Source organism: Bacillus cereus G9842 (genome assembly GCF_000021305.1).
Lineage (GTDB): Bacteria > Bacillota > Bacilli > Bacillales > Bacillaceae_G > Bacillus_A > Bacillus_A thuringiensis_S.
Genome location: NC_011772.1, coordinates 4,261,258 through 4,278,933 on the forward strand (window position 1 = coordinate 4,261,258; position 17,676 = coordinate 4,278,933).

The window sequence follows — 17,676 nt, forward strand, 5'->3', positions numbered from 1 at the left end:
ATCACCCCATCAATTCAAAATGATACGAAGCAGCACTTAACGCGTATAACGGCGCCGTTTCTGTTCTTAAAATTCTTGGTCCTAAACTACATGGTACAAATTTATGTTCACGAAGCGCTGTAATCTCTTCCTCAGCTAAACCGCCTTCTGGGCCAAATACAATCAATAGCTTTTGACCTGGTTTCATTGTCGTTAAAGCTTTCGCAAAATTAGATTTCTCGCCTTGTTTCGCTTCCTCTTCGTAAGCAACAAGACAAACATCATACTCACCACTCATTGTAAGCAGTTGCTTAAATGATGCCGGAGCATGTACTTCCGGAATTTCACTTCTATGTGATTGTTCCGCAGCTTCTTTCACAATTTTTCTTAAACGCTCAACTTTTTTATCAGCTTTTTTCGCATCCCATTTTACGATAGAGCGAGATGCTTGAAATGGTAAGAATGCAGCTGCCCCAAGCTCAGTTCCTTTTTGAAAAATCAACTCTAGCTTGTCTCCTTTTGGCAGTCCACTTGCAATCGTCACGAAAACAGGAAGTTCACTTGACACCTCTACCCATTCTACAATAGCCGTATTAATAAATTCACTGGTAATTTCATCAATTGAACATACTGCTGTTTTTCCGTTTACACAGCAATAAATTTGATCGCCAGCTGTCATACGCATTACTCTCGCAATGTGATGTACATCATCACCTACAATGCGAATTTTTGCTTCACTTACATGTTTTTCTTCTACAAAATAACGTTGCATATAATCACCTTAGTAGAGTTTCGTTCCTTTCGTAAGTCAACACTTACGAAAAGAACGAAACATTATCATTTTTCATATAACAAACGGCAAGTCCCTCACCTTATAGTGAGAGACTCCCCTTTTCATTATAGACTAAAATCTATATTACGCATTTCGTGCAATAATTGCTACCCAATCTTCCATTCGTAACACTTCTTCAATTGTAAATCCAGCTTGTTCTAACGCCTCAGAAATTACTTTTTCCTTCGCAGCAATAATGCCCGATGTAATAAATAATCCACCTGACTTCACAACTCTCGCTGCATCTTCAGGGAATAAAAGAATAATTTCTGCTAATAAGTTAGCTACGATTAAATCAACAGGACCTTCAATACCTTCTAAAAGACTATTTTGCCCAACAGACACGATATCATCTGTTTTATTTAAACGCACATTCATTTCTGCACTTTCAACTGCAACCGGATCTAAATCATATGCTTGAACAGAAGACGCACCTAATTTTGCCGCTGCAATACTAAGCACACCAGAACCTGTTCCTACATCAATGATAGCGTCACCTGGCTGTACTGTTTTTTCTAAAGCACGAATACACATCGTTGTTGTTGGATGAGTTCCTGTACCAAACGCCATACCTGGGTCTAATTCAATGATTTTTTCATCAGGAGAAGATGGTGTATATTCTTCCCACGTCGGTACGATTGTGAATGTATCAGAAATTTGTACTGGATGGTAATATTTTTTCCAAGCAGTAGCCCAATCTTCTTCATTGACTTCGTTAACGGTAATATTTCCAGTACCAATTTCAATGTCGTAAGATGGAAGCACATCAATAGATGATTTTACACCTGCAATCGTTTCATGTAAAGAATCCGTTTGCGGGAAATATGCTTTTATTAATACACCTTCCGCCGGATATTCATCTGGATTCAATGCATAAATTTCACCATATTGTTGCTCGCGCTCTTTCGTTAACTCCGCTGGATCCTCAATCGCAACTCCGCTAGCACCAGCTTCATGTAAAATATGAGAGACAGCTTCTACTGCTTCTTCTGTTGTATGAATACTAATTTCTGACCATTTCACAATTTACCAACTCCATTTTTTATTTCCATTATTCCCCTTTGAAAGCACGTTTAAGCTTTCCGAATAAACTATCATCCTGCTCTTCTTGTCCTGCAAATTCACGTAATAAATCTTTTTGCTGTGAAGTCAATTTCGTCGGTACAACAACACGAACGACTACATATTGATCTCCTTGGCCGTATCCACGTACGTTCGGAGCACCTTTTCCTTTTAAGCGGAATTCTGTTCCAGTTTGTGTTCCTGCTGGAATTTTCAGCTTCACTTTACCATGAACAGTAGGAACTTCCACTTCATCACCAAGCGCCATTTGCGCAAATGTTAATGGCATTTCGCAAATAATGTGATCTCCTTCACGCTCGAAGAATTCATGATTTCTTACATGAACGACAACATATAAGTCTCCTGCTGGTCCGCCATTTACGCCGGCTTCACCTTTTCCAGACACACGAATTTGTTGACCATTATCGATACCCGCTGGAATTTTAACATTGATTTTTTTACGTTTACGAACTTTACCTGAACCGTGACATGTCGTACATTTTTCTTTAATAATTTGTCCAGTTCCTGAACAATGACCACAAGCTTGACGGTTTACGATACGACCAAACGGTGTGTTTTGCTCTACACTCACTTGACCAGAGCCTGAACAATGTTTACATGTTTCTTTTGAAGTTCCTGGTTTTGCTCCACTACCTTTACAAGTATCACATGGATCTTCTACTGGAATTTCCACATTTAATTCCTTACCAAAAATAGCTTCTTCAAAATCTAAAGTGACTTGATATTGTAAGTCAGCACCTTGGCGCGGAGCATTTGGATCACGGCGTCTGCCGCCACCACCGCCAAAGAAAGAACTAAATATATCTTCAAAACCGAAGCCACCGCCGAAGTCTCCTCCGCCGCCAAATCCACCGAATCCTTGATTTGCACCAGCATGACCAAATTGATCGTACTGCGCACGCTTTTGATCATCACTTAACACTTCGTATGCTTCTTGTACTTCTTTAAACTTTTCAATTGCATTTTCTTCTTTGCTTACGTCTGGATGGTATTTTTTAGCCAAACGACGATACGCTTTTTTTATTTCATCTGTTGAAGCGCCCTTGCTAAGTCCAAGGACCTCATAATAGTCTCGTTTACTCATAAATTTACAACCCCCGAATCTTTCACATAAACGTAATTTTAACACCGAAAGAAAGTGCTTTGCAACAAAGTTTCCTCACTTACAGTATGCAAAGCGAAAAACTTAAGATCCTCACACATCACTTCTCATTCGTGAAAAAAGCCAAAGTCAAGGCACGCTTGACTTTGACTTTTTGTCATCTTACTTATTATGTTTACAGTTGAATTACTTGTCTTCTTTTACTTCTTCAAACTCAGCGTCAACTACATTGTCTTTCTTCGTGCCAGCGTCTTGTGCACCTTGCGCACCTTCTGCTTGACCAGCAGCTGCTTGAGCTTGCTCGTATAATTTAACAGTTAATTGTTGTACGATTTCTTGTAAAGCATCTTTTTTCGCACGAATTTCTTCAAGCTCGTTTTTCTCAATTGCAGCTTGTAATGCTTCTTTCGCTTCTGTTGCTTTTGCAACTTCAGCTGCATCTACTTTACCTTCTAAATCTTTTACAACTTTGTCTGTTTGGAATACAAGTTGGTCAGCTTCGTTACGAAGTTCAACTTCTTCCTTACGTTTTTGGTCAGCGTCAGCATTTGCTTCCGCTTCTTGTACCATACGTTCTACTTCTTCATCAGAAAGACCTGAAGAAGATTGGATTGTAATAGCTTGCTCTTTGCTTGTTCCTAAGTCTTTCGCACGTACGTTAACGATACCGTTCGCATCAATATCGAATGTTACTTCGATTTGTGGAATACCACGTGGTGCTGGTGGAAGGTCAGTTAATTGGAAACGACCTAACGTTTTGTTGTCAGCTGACATTGGACGCTCACCTTGTAATACGTGAATGTCTACTGCTGGTTGATTATCAGCAGCTGTCGAGAATACTTGTGACTTGCTTGTTGGAATTGTAGTGTTACGCTCGATTAATTTCGTGAACACGCCACCCATAGTTTCAATACCTAAAGAAAGTGGAGTTACGTCTAATAATAGAACGCCTTCTACATCACCAGTAAGTACGCCACCTTGAACTGCAGCACCTAATGCTACAACTTCATCAGGGTTTACACCTTTATATGGCTCTTTACCAGTTTCACGTTTAATAGCTTCTTGTACAGCTGGGATACGAGTAGATCCACCAACAAGAATAACTTTATCTAATTCGCTTGGAGCAAAACCAGCGTCTTTTAATGCACGACGAGTTGGCTCTAATGTTCTTTCAACAAGACCTGCTGAAAGCTCTTCGAATTTCGCTCTTGTTAACGTTAATTCTAGGTGTAATGGACCAGCAGCTCCAGCACTAATGAATGGTAATGAAATTTGAGTTTGTGTTACACCAGAAAGATCTTTTTTCGCTTTTTCAGCTGCATCTTTCAAGCGTTGAAGCGCCATTTTATCTTGGCTTAAATCAATGTTATTTTCTTTTTTGAACTCAGCTACTAAGTGATCGATGATAACTTGGTCAAAGTCATCGCCACCAAGACGGTTGTCACCAGCAGTTGAAATAACTTCGAATGTGCCGTCTGCTAACTCAAGGATAGATACGTCAAATGTACCGCCACCTAAGTCATATACTAAGATTTTTTGTTCTTCGTCTTGTTTTTCTAAACCGTAAGCAAGTGCTGCTGCTGTTGGCTCGTTAATGATACGCTCAACTTCTAAACCAGCGATACGACCAGCATCTTTCGTTGCTTGACGCTCTGCATCGTTGAAGTATGCAGGTACTGTAATAACAGCTTTCGTTACTGTTTCACCTAAGTATGCTTCAGCAGAAGCTTTTAAGTTTTGTAAAATGATTGCAGAAATTTCTTGAGGTGTATAATCTTTACCTTCAACTTCTACTTTGTAGTCTGTACCCATATGACGTTTAACAGACATGATTGTATTTGGGTTTGTAATTGCTTGGCGCTTTGCAACTTCCCCAACTTGACGTTCTTCATTTTTGAAAGCTACAACAGAAGGTGTTGTACGGTTTCCTTCTGGATTTGGAATAACCTTTGGTTCTCCACCTTCCATAACAGCTACACAAGAGTTTGTTGTACCTAAGTCAATACCGATAATTTTACTCATGGCGAATCCTCCTAGTTTTATGTAAATTATTGATTTACTTTTACCATTGATGGGCGAATCACACGGTCTTTTAATTTATAACCTTTTTGGAATTCTTCCACAACCGCGTTTGATTCAAATTCACTATCTTCCACTTGCATAATAGCTTGGTGTTCATTAGGATCAAACTGTTTACCAACAGCTTCAATCACTTCCACACCTTCTTTAGTCAGCGCTTCTAACAATTGACGATGCACCATTTCCATGCCTTGTAACAAGGATTTCGTTTGCTCATCAGTCGCTTCCACTTGCATTGCTCTTTCAAAATTATCAAGAGCTGGCAAAATGTCTGAAACTAGACTTTGTGCTCTATATTTTTCAGCAGCCTGTTTATCCATTTGGACGCGGCGCTTATAATTTTCAAAATCAGCTTGTAGACGTAATGTGCGACCTTCCGTTTCCGTTAGTTTCGCTTGTAACTCATCTACTTTTTCTTGTAAAAGAGCAGCCTCACTTTTTTCTTCTACAGTTTCTTCACTGTTTTCTGGCGTGACAGCTTCTTCAACTTGCGCTTCTTTTACTTCTTCTACCACTTGTTCGTTACGCTCTTCCACAATATTCACCTCCTTAAAAGGTATTAGGTATCATGCATAGCATGATTACCTAAGCATTATATATTACACACAGCAATGAAAATTTCATCACTTGAGCGAATGTATTACTCTCATTTACTTTTTAAGTCCATCTGTAAATTGTCTCGTAAATAACTGTAACAAACTAATTACACGAGAATATTGCATTCTTGTCGGACCTAAAATAGCAATTGTTCCAAGTTGCTCTTCGCCGATCGAATATGTTGCAGAAATTAAACTGCAATCCTCCATAGCCGTCGAAGTGTTTTCCCTACCAATTTTCACTTGAATCCCGACTTGTTTATGACGCAAAATGTCATAAAATTCAGCTTCATTATCAATCATGGTAAGCAAAGATCTAACCTTTTGAATGTCATGGAACTCTGGCTGCGAAAGCATATTTGCTTTTCCTCCAAAGTATATCTTTTCCGATAACGGAACTTGAAATGTACCATCTAACATTCTTATTGCACTATCATAATTATGAACATACCCACGTAAAACTGTAACAATTTCCTTAAAGATTTTATTATGAAGTTCTTCCATCGGTACGCCAGATAGCTTTTCATTTAAAACATTAACCATTTTTTCTAAATCTGATAAATCAACAGATTCCGGAACGGTAATCGTTTTACTTTGTACATGCCCTGTATCAGTTACAATAATAGCGACTGCAGTTTGACGATCCAGCGGCACAATTTGTACATTTTTAAGTTTATTTGTGCTTAACTTCGGTCCAAGAACAATGGCCGTATAATTCGTAAGTTCTGATAAAATTTGAGCAGATTGCTGTGCAATTTTTTCCGCTTCAAAAATTCTTTCAGCAAATAAATCTTTAATTTGTACAATTTCAGCGTTCGGTAAGTTTTGCGGCGCTAAAAGATGGTCTACATAAAATCGGTAGCCTTTCTCAGAAGGAACACGTCCAGAAGAACTGTGCGTTTTTTCAATAAAACCTAATTCTTCTAAGTCCGCCATTTCATTTCGAATAGTAGCTGAACTAAATGTAATTTCATCTTTTTTAGCCAACGTTCTAGACCCAACAGGCTGCGCTGATCCAATAAAGTCATCAATAATTGTTTGTAAAATTAAGAGCTGACGTTCCGTAAGCATCTCATCATCACCTCTGTTAGCACTCTTTGTCTTTGAGTGCTAAATCTATTAATAACTTACCAAAATTGACATTCAATTGTCAACGGAAACGTCACGAAATAATGAAACTTTTTCACGTTAATGGAACATTTAATTAGTCAATTAAAAATGATTGGAATACTTCATTCCCTAATAATTTTCCTTTTCGCGTTAAACGAACATATCCATCGCTCTCTTCAAGCAATCCTTGTTCTTGGTTGTTTTGTAACTGCTTCGCGAAAACTTGATCCATCTCCATATTAAATTTCTTTTGAAATGCTATTTTAGATACACCTTTTGTTTTTCGAAGTCCTAAGAACAACTCTTCTTCCATCTTTTCTTTCTCCGTCACCACGTGAACATCTAAATACGGAAATCCTGTTTCATCAATTTTATTAAAATATTGCTTCAGCGGACCTACATTTTGAATACGTTCCCCATTCACATAACTATGAGCTCCAGCTCCAAAGCCATAATACTCTTCATTATTCCAGTATGTGAGATTATGTCTACTTTTATTGTCACCTTTTGAGAAATTACTAATTTCATACTGGTTATAACCGTGTTTCTCCATTTCATCCATTACCATTTCATACATTTTCGCTTCATGGTCTTCACCCGGAAGACGCAATTTCCCTTTATTCATTAAGTTATAAAACACTGTTTTAGGTTCCACAATTAATGAATATGCCGAGAAATGTTGTACACCAAGCGTAAAAGCAATGTCTAATGTTTCCTTCACATCTTCTATCGTTTGTCCTGGCAAAGCATAAATAATATCTACATTAATATTTTTAAAGCCTACTTCCTGAGCTTCTCGAATCGCTAGGAATGCATCTTCCCTCGTATGCTTGCGCCCGATTTTCTCAAGCAGTTCATCACGGAACGTTTGCACACCAAAACTAATTCGATTCACTCCACCTTCTAGTAGTACATTCAACTTCTCTTTCGGTAGATCTCCTGGATTCGCTTCAAATGTCAATTCACAATTCGGAGCAAACGGGCGCAAATGACGATTAATAATCTCGAGTAATTTTTTTGTCTGTTCCATATTTAACGCTGTCGGAGTTCCACCGCCCACAAAAATCGTTTTCATACTATCAAACGGAACTCTTTGAACCGTATTTATTATTTCCTTCTCTAAATAATCTAAATATTGATCAACCGGTTGGCGTTCAATAAACACTTTATTAAAATCACAATAGTGACAAATGTGCTGACAAAACGGGATATGAATATATGCAGCTTGTACCAAATATAACTCCTACCTTTCTAAAAAGAAAACCTCCGCCCTCCGGAGGATTCTCTACTTCTCTAACGTATTACGAATTTGTTCCATTCGCATTTTTCCCCAATCATACATCATTTCAACGATCGGTAAAAGTGACATGCCTAGTTCCGTCATATAATACTCAACACGAGGAGGAATTTCGGGATATACTGTTCGATCAACAATCCCATCTTCCATTAACTCTTTTAATTGGTTCGACAAAACTTTATGAGAAATGCTTGGGAATAACCGTTGTAATTCACTAAAACGATGAGGCCCTTCCACACCAAGATGCCACAGTATCACAACTTTCCACTTTCCACTAATAATAGAAAGCGTCAATTCCTTTTCACAATTAAAATTGCCATTTTGTATTTTATCTTGAATATCTTTTCGAATATTTTCGGACATTAACAATCTCCTAACTCTATATGAACTAAAAAGCTCTCTCATTATTGTAAATGAGAGCTGCTCAGATGTCTAAAAAGTAATTATACAGAAAAAAGAAGCCGTACAAACGACTTCTTTTTTATTTCAAATATTAGTTGTCATCCATTTTCAGTACAGCCATGAATGCCTCTTGCGGCACTTCTACAGAACCAACAGACTTCATACGTTTTTTACCTTCTTTTTGCTTATCAAGAAGTTTACGCTTACGAGAAATGTCACCGCCGTAACATTTTGCAAGTACGTTTTTACGCATCGCCTTAATTGTAGAACGTGCTACAACTTTATTTCCGATAGTCGCCTGAATTGGCACTTCGAACTGTTGTCTCGGAATTAATTCTTTTAATTTCTCTACAATTACTTTACCACGGTCATACGCTGAATCACGGTGTACGATAAATGATAAAGCATCCACTTGTTCATTATTTAAAAGAATATCCATTTTCACAAGTTTAGATGGTTTATAACCAATTAACTCATAATCAAATGATGCATACCCTTTCGTATTTGATTTCAATTGATCGAAGAAGTCATATACGATTTCTGATAACGGGATTTCATATGTTAATGTAACACGCGTTTCATCTAAATATTGCATATCAATAAACGTTCCACGTTTACCTTGGCAAATTTCCATTACAGCTCCAACATAGTCATTCGGAACCATAATTGAAGCCTTCACAAACGGCTCTTCTACACGATCGATAGACTGTGGGTCTGGCATATTAGATGGATTATCAACAATAACATCTTCACCGTTTGTTAAATAAACTTTATAAATAACGCTTGGCGCTGTTGTAATTAAGTCAATCTTAAATTCACGTTCAATACGTTCTTGAATGATTTCCATGTGAAGAAGTCCTAAGAATCCACAACGGAAACCAAATCCTAACGCTTGAGATGTTTCTGGTTCAAACTCAAGAGCAGAATCGTTTAACTCTAATTTTTCTAACGCATCACGTAAATCGTTATAACGAGCAGAATCAATTGGATACAGCCCACAGAATACCATCGGGTTTAATTTACGGTAACCTGGTAACGCCTCTGCAGCTGGACGTTTCGCATGTGTAATCGTATCACCAACACGTGTATCACCTACGTTTTTAATAGATGCTGCTAAGAAACCTACATCACCTACTGTTAACTCGTCACGTTGCGTAGTTTTCGGTGTAAATACACCTACTTCTGTTACTTCAAATTCTTTACCCGTTGCCATCATACGTACTTTATCGCCAACTTTTACCGTTCCATTTACAACACGGATATAAGCAATTACACCACGGTACGGATCATATAAAGAGTCGAAAATCATACATTGTAACGGCTCTTCTGAATCACCTGCCGGAGCTGGTACTTTTTCAACAATTTGTTCTAAAATTTCTTCAATACCAATTCCAGCTTTTGCAGAAGCAAGTACCGCTTCTGATGCATCTAAACCAATTACATCTTCTACCTCTTGACGTACACGTTCTGGATCCGCACTTGGTAAGTCGATTTTATTGATAACTGGTAAAATTTCCAAGTTGTTATCAAGCGCTAAGTATACGTTCGCTAACGTTTGCGCTTCAATACCTTGCGCTGCATCTACTACAAGAATCGCGCCTTCACAAGCCGCTAAACTACGAGATACTTCGTACGTAAAGTCGACGTGTCCTGGTGTATCAATTAAATGAAGAATATACTCTTCACCATCTTTTGCTTTATAGTTTAATTGTACTGCGTTTAATTTGATTGTAATACCACGCTCACGCTCTAAATCCATAGAGTCAAGCAACTGAGCTTTCATTTCGCGTTGTGTTAACGCATTTGTTTTCTCTAAAATACGGTCTGCTAACGTTGATTTTCCGTGGTCAATATGAGCAATAATAGAGAAATTACGAATTTTGGACTGTCTTTTTGCTCTTTCTTCTTTGTTCATCTATGTTCTCAACTCCTAATAGTCTCGCCAATATACACTAGCACTGATTATATCAATAGAGCAACAAAGATTCAATGAAAACTCGTGCTGCTTACGATACAAATCATTCTATCTATATCTTATGCGAATAAACCATAAGAGACAAACCCTTTTCAAATTTTAAAACGGTTGTCTTACAAATCAGTAAAACAACCATCTCCCATGCTACTCTTAGCTAAAAATCCCCTTTATTTTCCCAACAACTATATCCGTTCCGAACTTCGTCATTTCATAAGCTACACTTGCTAACGCCATCCCAATTCCTTCTACAACATTAAAACTTCTTAAACGTTCTAATTGTTGTTGTTTTTCTGAAGCTGAAAACGAACTACCCAAAATTTCTGATTCAGCACCTGTACTCTCTGTCCCTGTCATATGAGCTATTTGTTCATACGACAATTGCCGATAACCTTTCATACTTTTCAAACCATGATTAGCAAGTGACACTCCTGCTATCATCATAAGTAAACATAAAGCTACACTACATATACACAAAAGCGCAAAACGACTCAAACTATTATCATCTTTCTCCCTCAATGTGTATACGCTCCCGTATTATCTTGATCAATTTGATGATGCAGCGCTGCATTTAAACCACTCGCTATTACATTCGCCATATCCTCAATAAAAGTATCTACTTCTTTTGGGGTCACCATTAAGTTATGACCAAGAGGCGATAGCACTTCATAAATCAACCTTCTTTTTTCTTCTTCTTCTAACGTACCAACAGCACCTAAAAACATATTTCGGCTCTTTTCATCTGGCATATCTTCTTCTGTTAATTTTTTCTTTTCTCCAAATGAAAATCCCGCTGGTAACAAAGATCTTGAAGGTTTGTTTCCTTCTTTCATCTCTCGACCAAAATGTTTCAAAATAAAATCAATCGTATCACTTGTAATCGAAACGGCATCGACCACAGTCGGAACACCAATTGCGATAACAGGGATACCTAATGTCTCTTTACTTAGTTCCTTACGTTTATTCCCAACCCCTGATCCAGGATGGATTCCAGTATCAGAAATTTGTATCGTGCTATTTACTCGTTCAATAGAACGGGCAGCTAATGCGTCAATCGCAATTACAAAGTCTGGATTTGTCTTCTCAATAATCCCATAAATAACATCGCTCGTTTCGATGCCTGTAATCCCCATTACTCCCGGCCGAATTGCACTAACAGGTCTGAATCCTTCTTCTACACTTTCAGGCTGCAATTGAAACAAATGTCTCGTTACTAATACATTTTCTACAACTATTGGCCCAAGAGCATCCGGTGTTACATTCCAATTCCCAAGGCCTACAATTAAACAGCTCGCTTCTTTTGTAACACCAACCTCTTCTAAGAAATAAGAAAATTCTTTTGCAAAAATACGCTCCACTTTTTGTTGAAGTTCTGTATCTTGCTGACGTATACCTTGTACTTCAAGCGTTAAATAATTTCCAGGTTTTTTACCCATCGCTTCAGAGGCAGCTTCATCAATTGTTACTTTTGTAATTATAGTACCTTCTTCTTCCCTCTCTTTTACAATTACCCCCTGTATCCCTTTTTGTTCTTCTTGGCTTTCTTGCAACATTTGATGAGCTTCTACAGCAAGGTCAGTTCTAACGCTATATTTACTTAAATCCAATGGTTCTTTCATCGTATCTCCTCCGTAATTCATAGTAAATATCGTTAGATTTCCCAAAGTTATATAAGGTCATTCTTTCCTTTACGTGAAATTTCATGGATATACTATTGCAATTCTCTTCACCGTTTGATAGAATATCACTTGTTCTATGTAAGAATCGAGTCATTCGATTGCACCAGGGAGGTGAAAAGTATGGCAAACATCAAATCTGCTATCAAACGCGCTAAACTTAGCGAAGAGCGTCGTGCACATAACGCTTCTATCAAGTCTGACATGCGTTCTGCTGTTAAAACTGTAGAAGCTTTAGTTACTAATAACGATCTTGAAAATGCTAAAGAAGCTTTCAAAACTGCTTCTAAAAAACTTGACAAAGCAGCTCGTAAAGGTCTTATCCACCAAAACGCTGCATCTCGTCAAAAATCTCGCTTAGCGAAACAAGTAAACGCGTAAGGCGTTTAAAAAACGATCCATTTGGATCGTTTTTTTATATACAAAAAAAGTTCATGCACTAGGTACATGAACTTTTTTTGTGTCATCACATATGATTTAATCGCATTAAGAAAAACTCGAGCACAAGTTTCTTATCCATCTTTCCCGTCTTCATACTATAATCAGCTTCCGCTAATTCTATAATCACTTTTTTTAATTCTTCAAAAGAGAAAAATTTCGTTTGATTCATCGCCAATTTTACACGATACGGATGTACACCAATATGAGATGCAATTTGATTTTGCCCATAACCACGTTGCTGTAACTCTTTCACTTGATACAACAAACGGAATTGACTCACTAATAACGCAAGCAATTTAATCGGTTCTTCCTGCTGCGTAAATAATCCATCCAAAATTTGCATTGCACCTGCAATATCTTTTTTCACCACTTTTTCTGTCAAAGCAAATACATTTTGCTCAACTGATTTTGGCACAAGCTCTGCAACAAGTTTCGTCGTAATCTCTCCGCCCATACCAACGTATAACGTTAACTTGTCCATTTCCTTCGCCAACATCGTTACATTACTTCCCACAAGCTCTAGCAACAAACTAACAGCCGCGTTATCAATGTGCACATGCACTTCATCTGCTCGAGCAACAATCCACTTCTGAACATCCTGCACTTGCATCGCATTCGCTTCTACTACATCTGCTGTTTTCTTTAATAGTTTTGTAATTTTTTTTCGCTCATCAAGTTTTTCGTAAGGCGCAACAAAAACAAGAATAGAAAATGGAGAAGGTTCACCAATGTATTCTTCTAAAATTTTTATATTTTGCTCTAACTTTTCTTTTTGCGAAGTCAAAAATAGCGGTGATTTTATTAACAGTACTTTCCGCTCTCCAAAGAAAGGAAGCGTACGCGCATCCTCAACCACATCTTCTAAATACGCTTCTTCCAAATCGTATGTCACAACATTAAACTCTCGATCTTCTTCTTCAAGTGCTTCTGTCGTAATAAGCTTTATCGTTTCATTTATAAAAAAAGCTTCCGTCCCATATAGTAAATATAACGGAGCAAACTGTTTCTTTTTAATTTTTTTATGTATATCACTCATACTTTTTCCTACTCCCTAACTTGGCAATATATATTTATACTAATGCCCTAGCTTTTGTTTTACAAGTACAAAGGAACAGGCTTTATAACCCGTCCCTTTATTTATATTAAACGCCACGCAATAAGCCCCGGGTTTCTTATTGGTGTGCGGTAATCACCTTCCCTTTATTATTCACAATAAAAATTCCAGTATAAGTGCCAACTGTTAACATGCTTGGAAACAAAAAACTCACGTTACTTCATAATCTAAAATTCGCAAAAAGCTCATTTTCTCTTCACATTGAAATTGTAGATTTTTTTCTGACAATATTTTATACTAAAGTGGAATGTTGGGGAGGGATTCTAAATGAATGATTTTGAACAAAACGTTCAAAGTAAACGCAATGACGCTATTGATTCAGGGGTAGGATTTATCGTCTCATTTGGTTTTTTCGCAACACTTTTCATCATTGCAACTGTTATTAAATTTATCGGTTCTTAAAGACTGCCACTTCATGGCAGTCTTCTCTTTTTCACCTATTATATGTCTTATCATATGTGATTTTACTTTGAAAGGTTCCATTTTCCCCTTTAAAAACATAGGAAATAGCACCTTGCTTGTCCGTGCGCCATATCGCACTCCCCATCTTCCCCAAACGTTCTATTACTTCTTTATGCGGGTGTCCATATCTATTCTGCTTACCAACAGATATAATCGCTACACGGGGCTGTATAACGTTCAAAAAAGACTCTATAGATGACGTATTACTTCCATGATGAGCAACTTTTAAAACATCCACTCGCAAATCTGGATACGCAGATACTAAAAACTGCTCTCCTTCTTCTTCTAAATCGCCTGTAAATAGCCACGTCAATCCTCCAAATTTTGCCCATATTACAATTGAAGCATTATTTTCACTTTTTTCTTTTCCTTTTGGAGCTAAAACGAAAAACTCAGCTTCATTTACACTCCAACTTTCCCCTTCCCCCACTTCAGTTATTTTCATTTCCTTTTCTAATGCCTGTTTCTTTACTACTTTTTCTAATACTGCATCTTTTCCCTTCCGGCCAAATACAACTTCTTTTACAGGTATATATGATAATAATTCTTGCGCAGCACCTATATGATCTGCATCTCCATGCGTTACGATTAATTTATCAATTGTTTTAATACCTTCTTTTTGTAAATAGGGTATTAAAACATCAGTTCCAACAGAAAATTCATGCTTTTTTTGTTGCCACTCTTCCTTATTGACACGAAGCGTTCCACCTGTATCAATAAGATAAACCCCTTTATCATACGGAAGGCGAATTAATATTGCATCACCTTGTCCAACATCAATAAATGTTACACTTCCGCTTCCTCTAAAATATGGATATACATAATGACACGTGCTAATAAAAAGAAATATACTCACAACTATACAAACCATTTTTTTCGGCGCTCTCCTTTCCCAAACTATCAATATACTGACAATACTCGTGCAATATACAGCTACAAGATTGAAGGACGTTTTCCCGAAAATAAGCTGGTTAAATGGTAAACTTTCACAATAACTTAGAAGAACATTAGACATACTCAAGCCTATTGATAACACATCCGCAAATCCTTTTGCGAGAAACGGGACAATTGGCATACACAGTAAAATAATAATGCTACATGGTAATACAATGATAGATAAAAACGGAACGTATAAAAGATTGAGGAAAATGCTATATGGAGAAAAATAACCAAAGTGATATAACAAGATCGGAGTACTAACGAGCTGTGAAATGATAGAAATATAAATAGAATTTCGGATTACTCCGTTGCTACTCCCTAATAAGAACGGAGCAGACAAAAGTAAAGCGAAGCTACCTACAAAAGAAAACTGAAATCCAATATTAAAAACAAGATAAGGGTCATATATAAGCATACATATAGCTGTTACACTTAAAGCATCTAAACTAGATAAACGAATCGAGCACATAAAAGCAATCAACATCAAAACTCCTGCTATAGAAGCCCTTATAACAGATGGTGACGCCCCTGCTAAAACCATATACAAAGGAATACAGACGATAAGGCAAATTGTTGCTACCTCCCTCGTCGCACCACTTCTTAGCAAAATAAAATATACTATCCCCATTAACAATACAATGTGCGAACCTGAAATTGCTAACAAATGTATAAGACCAAACTGTTGATATTGCTCTTCCACTTCAAACGTCATTTGTTGTCTATCACCAAATAGTAACGCATTCATAAAAGCACCTGATTGCTCTGGAAACATTTCTGTAACTTTCGAGATTGCTTGTTGCCTCAAAAGGAGAATCCATTGCATAAGCGACAGTGATGTTTTATAGCATTCAGAAATATATGTAGCCTCAAATGTGAAATGAATATGTTGCTTGTATAAATAATCACGGTAATTAAAACCATGAAAATTCCGAGCTGTTTGTGGTTCTTTCCTCTCACCCTCGAATACACATGATATCCCTGCGTATAATTGTTGCATTTTTTCCTTTTCCAGAGCTGATTTTATTCTATAACTTAATTGCACTATATTTTTATTGTGATCTTCAAATTGAAAAGATAGGCGATCGCCATTAACAAGCGGTGTATTTTGTATAACACCTCTTGTAACTCCATAGGACTCTCCTAGAGACTTATTCCACCCTTGAACATAAGAAGTGTATATAGCGCCACTAAAGCACGCTACAATGCAAAAAAAGAAGGTTTTACGCGAAGTGCGATATAAACAGAAGAAAATATTTAAAAAGAGGCAAAAAACTATCAATAAAAGTGACGAGGAAAAGGCAATTGCAATCCCTATTATAAACGAGATTGCAACATACCCCCATTGTTCCTGCAACTTATACTCACTCCTTATAGCATCATTTTTGCTTTCGTGAATACATGCTGTAATTCTTCCATTGATAAATTATCTTTTTCTAAAGACGCAAATAATTCTTTTAACTCCGTATAACGTTTTTGCTCCTCTAATGCAGCAATATCATATTCTAGCGGAACGTGCTTCACTGTTACATTCGCTTGTTCAAATAACTCTATGGCGTATGGATGATTTTTATAATCCTGCGCATAATAAACCGCTGTAATACCACTTTGAATAATTGCCTTACAACATTGTAAACAAGGGAAATGCGTAACGTAAATTTCTGCTTCCTCTGTTTTCGCACCAAACTTGGCACATTGTAATAAAGCATTCATTTCGGCATGAATTGTCCGAACACAATGATTATCGATTACGTAACAACCATCATCTATACAATGTACGCCACCTTTAATCGAACCATTATATCCACCAGCAATAATTCGTTTATCGCGAACGATTGTCGCTCCTACCGCAAGCCTTGTACATGTACTACGTAACGATAGTAGATGGCTTTGCGTCATAAAATATTGATCCCATGAAATTCGTTCCATATTTTTCACCTACTTTTTTGTCTACTTGTAGTGTAGCGAAAGAAGAAAAACTTCGTCAATCTTTTACGGAATAATAATTTGATCTTTTATCTTTTCAAGAGACTTCGCACCAATCCCATCAATCTCTAATAAATCTTCTATTTTCTGAAACGGACCATGTTCTTCTCGATATTTCAAAATACTTTCTGCCTTTCGAGAGCCAATTCCTGTAATCTTTTCCAATTGCTCCTTCGCTGCTGTATTTATTCGAATCTTGCCATCTTCCTTAGAAGAAGTAAACATCCCTTGTTCTGACTCATTTTTACTCGGTATATAAAGAAGCATTTGATCTTGTACAATTTGTGCTAAATTCACTTTTTTGATATCTACTTCTGATAAAAAACCACCAGCCTTTTGAACCGCATCCTTTACGCGATCTCCTTCCTTCATTTCATATACCCCTTCTTTATTAACCGCTCCTTTCACATCAATTATAATTGTTCTTTTCTGTTCCTTTGTATCCGATATTTTCGGTTTACCCTTTTTTTCTATCTCCTTCTCTTGCACATTCATTGTAATAGGCGTTCGTTCTACACTCTGATTCGTTTTCCAAAAAACAAGAAAAAGTAAAGTTCCAATAATAGCTACTAAACCTAACCACTTTTTCGGAAAATCCCACATCATTTT

17 protein-coding genes are annotated in these 17,676 nt (G+C 37.2%); 2 read left to right on the forward strand and 15 right to left on the reverse strand.

Features of this window, described 5'->3' with window-relative positions:
- Position 1: 1 nt before the first annotated feature.
- From BCG9842_RS21465 to gpr, 11 genes are all read right to left on the reverse strand, one after another.
- On the reverse strand, positions 2-751 hold the full coding sequence (locus BCG9842_RS21465; RefSeq protein WP_001190144.1) for a 16S rRNA (uracil(1498)-N(3))-methyltransferase: 750 nt from the start codon (positions 749-751) through the stop codon (positions 2-4).
- A 144-nt stretch (positions 752-895) separates the two neighbouring features.
- Positions 896-1,834: a 50S ribosomal protein L11 methyltransferase gene (gene prmA / locus BCG9842_RS21470; RefSeq protein ID WP_000872098.1), complete on the reverse strand. Its 939-nt coding sequence runs from the start codon at positions 1,832-1,834 to the stop codon at positions 896-898.
- A gap of 28 nt (positions 1,835-1,862) precedes the next feature.
- Positions 1,863-2,978 (reverse strand): chaperone protein DnaJ, encoded by a 1,116-nt coding sequence (gene dnaJ, locus BCG9842_RS21475; RefSeq protein ID WP_000043947.1) that lies wholly within the window; start codon positions 2,976-2,978, stop codon positions 1,863-1,865.
- 204 nt (positions 2,979-3,182) lie between these two features.
- Complete coding sequence (gene dnaK / locus BCG9842_RS21480; RefSeq protein ID WP_000034701.1) at positions 3,183-5,018, reverse strand: chaperone protein DnaK; 1,836 nt, start codon at positions 5,016-5,018, stop codon at positions 3,183-3,185.
- Between the two features lie 26 nt (positions 5,019-5,044).
- Positions 5,045-5,611, reverse strand: coding sequence for a nucleotide exchange factor GrpE (grpE, locus tag BCG9842_RS21485; RefSeq protein ID WP_000392711.1), 567 nt, complete (start codon positions 5,609-5,611; stop codon positions 5,045-5,047).
- 114 nt (positions 5,612-5,725) lie between these two features.
- A complete protein-coding gene (gene hrcA / locus BCG9842_RS21490) occupies positions 5,726-6,742 on the reverse strand; it encodes a heat-inducible transcriptional repressor HrcA (protein WP_000954943.1) in 1,017 nt (338 codons plus the stop codon).
- Between the two features lie 133 nt (positions 6,743-6,875).
- Positions 6,876-8,015: a radical SAM family heme chaperone HemW gene (gene hemW, locus BCG9842_RS21495; protein ID WP_000249440.1), complete on the reverse strand. Its 1,140-nt coding sequence runs from the start codon at positions 8,013-8,015 to the stop codon at positions 6,876-6,878.
- 51 nt (positions 8,016-8,066) lie between these two features.
- Complete coding sequence (locus BCG9842_RS21500; RefSeq protein WP_001293539.1) at positions 8,067-8,441, reverse strand: winged helix-turn-helix transcriptional regulator; 375 nt, start codon at positions 8,439-8,441, stop codon at positions 8,067-8,069.
- A gap of 130 nt (positions 8,442-8,571) precedes the next feature.
- Complete coding sequence (gene lepA / locus BCG9842_RS21505) at positions 8,572-10,395, reverse strand: elongation factor 4 (RefSeq protein WP_001030948.1); 1,824 nt, start codon at positions 10,393-10,395, stop codon at positions 8,572-8,574.
- Between the two features lie 210 nt (positions 10,396-10,605).
- Complete coding sequence (locus tag BCG9842_RS21510; protein ID WP_001207093.1) at positions 10,606-10,971, reverse strand: YqxA family protein; 366 nt, start codon at positions 10,969-10,971, stop codon at positions 10,606-10,608.
- Complete coding sequence (gpr, locus tag BCG9842_RS21515; RefSeq protein WP_000662644.1) at positions 10,968-12,071, reverse strand: GPR endopeptidase; 1,104 nt, start codon at positions 12,069-12,071, stop codon at positions 10,968-10,970. Before gpr ends, BCG9842_RS21510 begins: the two co-directional genes overlap by 4 nt.
- A gap of 180 nt (positions 12,072-12,251) precedes the next feature.
- Here gpr and rpsT point away from each other — a divergent pair, with 180 nt between their 5' ends.
- On the forward strand, positions 12,252-12,509 hold the full coding sequence (gene rpsT, locus BCG9842_RS21520; RefSeq protein ID WP_001274012.1) for a 30S ribosomal protein S20: 258 nt from the start codon (positions 12,252-12,254) through the stop codon (positions 12,507-12,509).
- An 85-nt stretch (positions 12,510-12,594) separates the two neighbouring features.
- Here rpsT and holA read toward each other — a convergent pair whose 3' ends face one another.
- Positions 12,595-13,605: a DNA polymerase III subunit delta gene (gene holA, locus BCG9842_RS21525; protein WP_001279923.1), complete on the reverse strand. Its 1,011-nt coding sequence runs from the start codon at positions 13,603-13,605 to the stop codon at positions 12,595-12,597.
- Positions 13,606-13,950: 345 nt separating this feature from the next.
- Here holA and BCG9842_RS21530 point away from each other — a divergent pair, with 345 nt between their 5' ends.
- Positions 13,951-14,085, forward strand: a complete 135-nt coding sequence (locus BCG9842_RS21530) for a YqzM family protein (RefSeq protein ID WP_000997609.1) — start codon at positions 13,951-13,953, stop codon at positions 14,083-14,085.
- 31 nt (positions 14,086-14,116) lie between these two features.
- On the opposite strand, the gene BCG9842_RS21535 is transcribed toward BCG9842_RS21530, so the two are convergent.
- The 3 genes from BCG9842_RS21535 to BCG9842_RS21545 all read right to left on the reverse strand — a co-directional run bounded on the left by BCG9842_RS21535 (position 14,117) and on the right by BCG9842_RS21545 (position 17,673).
- The gene (locus BCG9842_RS21535) at positions 14,117-16,438 is read right to left on the reverse strand and encodes a DNA internalization-related competence protein ComEC/Rec2 (protein ID WP_001157827.1); all 2,322 of its coding nucleotides are present in this window, start codon (positions 16,436-16,438) and stop codon (positions 14,117-14,119) included.
- A gap of 14 nt (positions 16,439-16,452) precedes the next feature.
- Positions 16,453-17,010 carry a ComE operon protein 2 gene (locus BCG9842_RS21540; protein ID WP_000439773.1) on the reverse strand — a complete coding sequence of 186 codons (558 nt, stop codon included), beginning with the start codon at positions 17,008-17,010 and terminating at the stop codon, positions 16,453-16,455.
- Positions 17,011-17,073: 63 nt separating this feature from the next.
- A complete protein-coding gene (locus BCG9842_RS21545) occupies positions 17,074-17,673 on the reverse strand; it encodes a helix-hairpin-helix domain-containing protein (protein ID WP_000989935.1) in 600 nt (199 codons plus the stop codon).
- Positions 17,674-17,676: the final 3 nt, after the last annotated feature.

What these genes read in the sequence shown, in the direction of transcription:
- BCG9842_RS21465 (WP_001190144.1), bottom strand. Translation starts at nt 751, where the DNA reads ATGCAACGTTATTTTGTAGAAGAAAAACATGTAAGTGAAGCAAAAATT.
- dnaJ (WP_000043947.1), bottom strand. Translation starts at nt 2,978, where the DNA reads ATGAGTAAACGAGACTATTATGAGGTCCTTGGACTTAGCAAGGGCGCT.
- dnaK (WP_000034701.1), bottom strand. Translation starts at nt 5,018, where the DNA reads ATGAGTAAAATTATCGGTATTGACTTAGGTACAACAAACTCTTGTGTA.
- hrcA (WP_000954943.1), bottom strand. Translation starts at nt 6,742, where the DNA reads ATGCTTACGGAACGTCAGCTCTTAATTTTACAAACAATTATTGATGAC.
- BCG9842_RS21500 (WP_001293539.1), bottom strand. Translation starts at nt 8,441, where the DNA reads ATGTCCGAAAATATTCGAAAAGATATTCAAGATAAAATACAAAATGGC.
- lepA (WP_001030948.1), bottom strand. Translation starts at nt 10,395, where the DNA reads ATGAACAAAGAAGAAAGAGCAAAAAGACAGTCCAAAATTCGTAATTTC.
- gpr (WP_000662644.1), bottom strand. Translation starts at nt 12,071, where the DNA reads ATGAAAGAACCATTGGATTTAAGTAAATATAGCGTTAGAACTGACCTT.
- rpsT (WP_001274012.1), top strand. Translation starts at nt 12,252, where the DNA reads ATGGCAAACATCAAATCTGCTATCAAACGCGCTAAACTTAGCGAAGAG.
- holA (WP_001279923.1), bottom strand. Translation starts at nt 13,605, where the DNA reads ATGAGTGATATACATAAAAAAATTAAAAAGAAACAGTTTGCTCCGTTA.
- BCG9842_RS21530 (WP_000997609.1), top strand. Translation starts at nt 13,951, where the DNA reads ATGAATGATTTTGAACAAAACGTTCAAAGTAAACGCAATGACGCTATT.
- BCG9842_RS21540 (WP_000439773.1), bottom strand. Translation starts at nt 17,010, where the DNA reads ATGGAACGAATTTCATGGGATCAATATTTTATGACGCAAAGCCATCTA.
- BCG9842_RS21545 (WP_000989935.1), bottom strand. Translation starts at nt 17,673, where the DNA reads ATGATGTGGGATTTTCCGAAAAAGTGGTTAGGTTTAGTAGCTATTATT.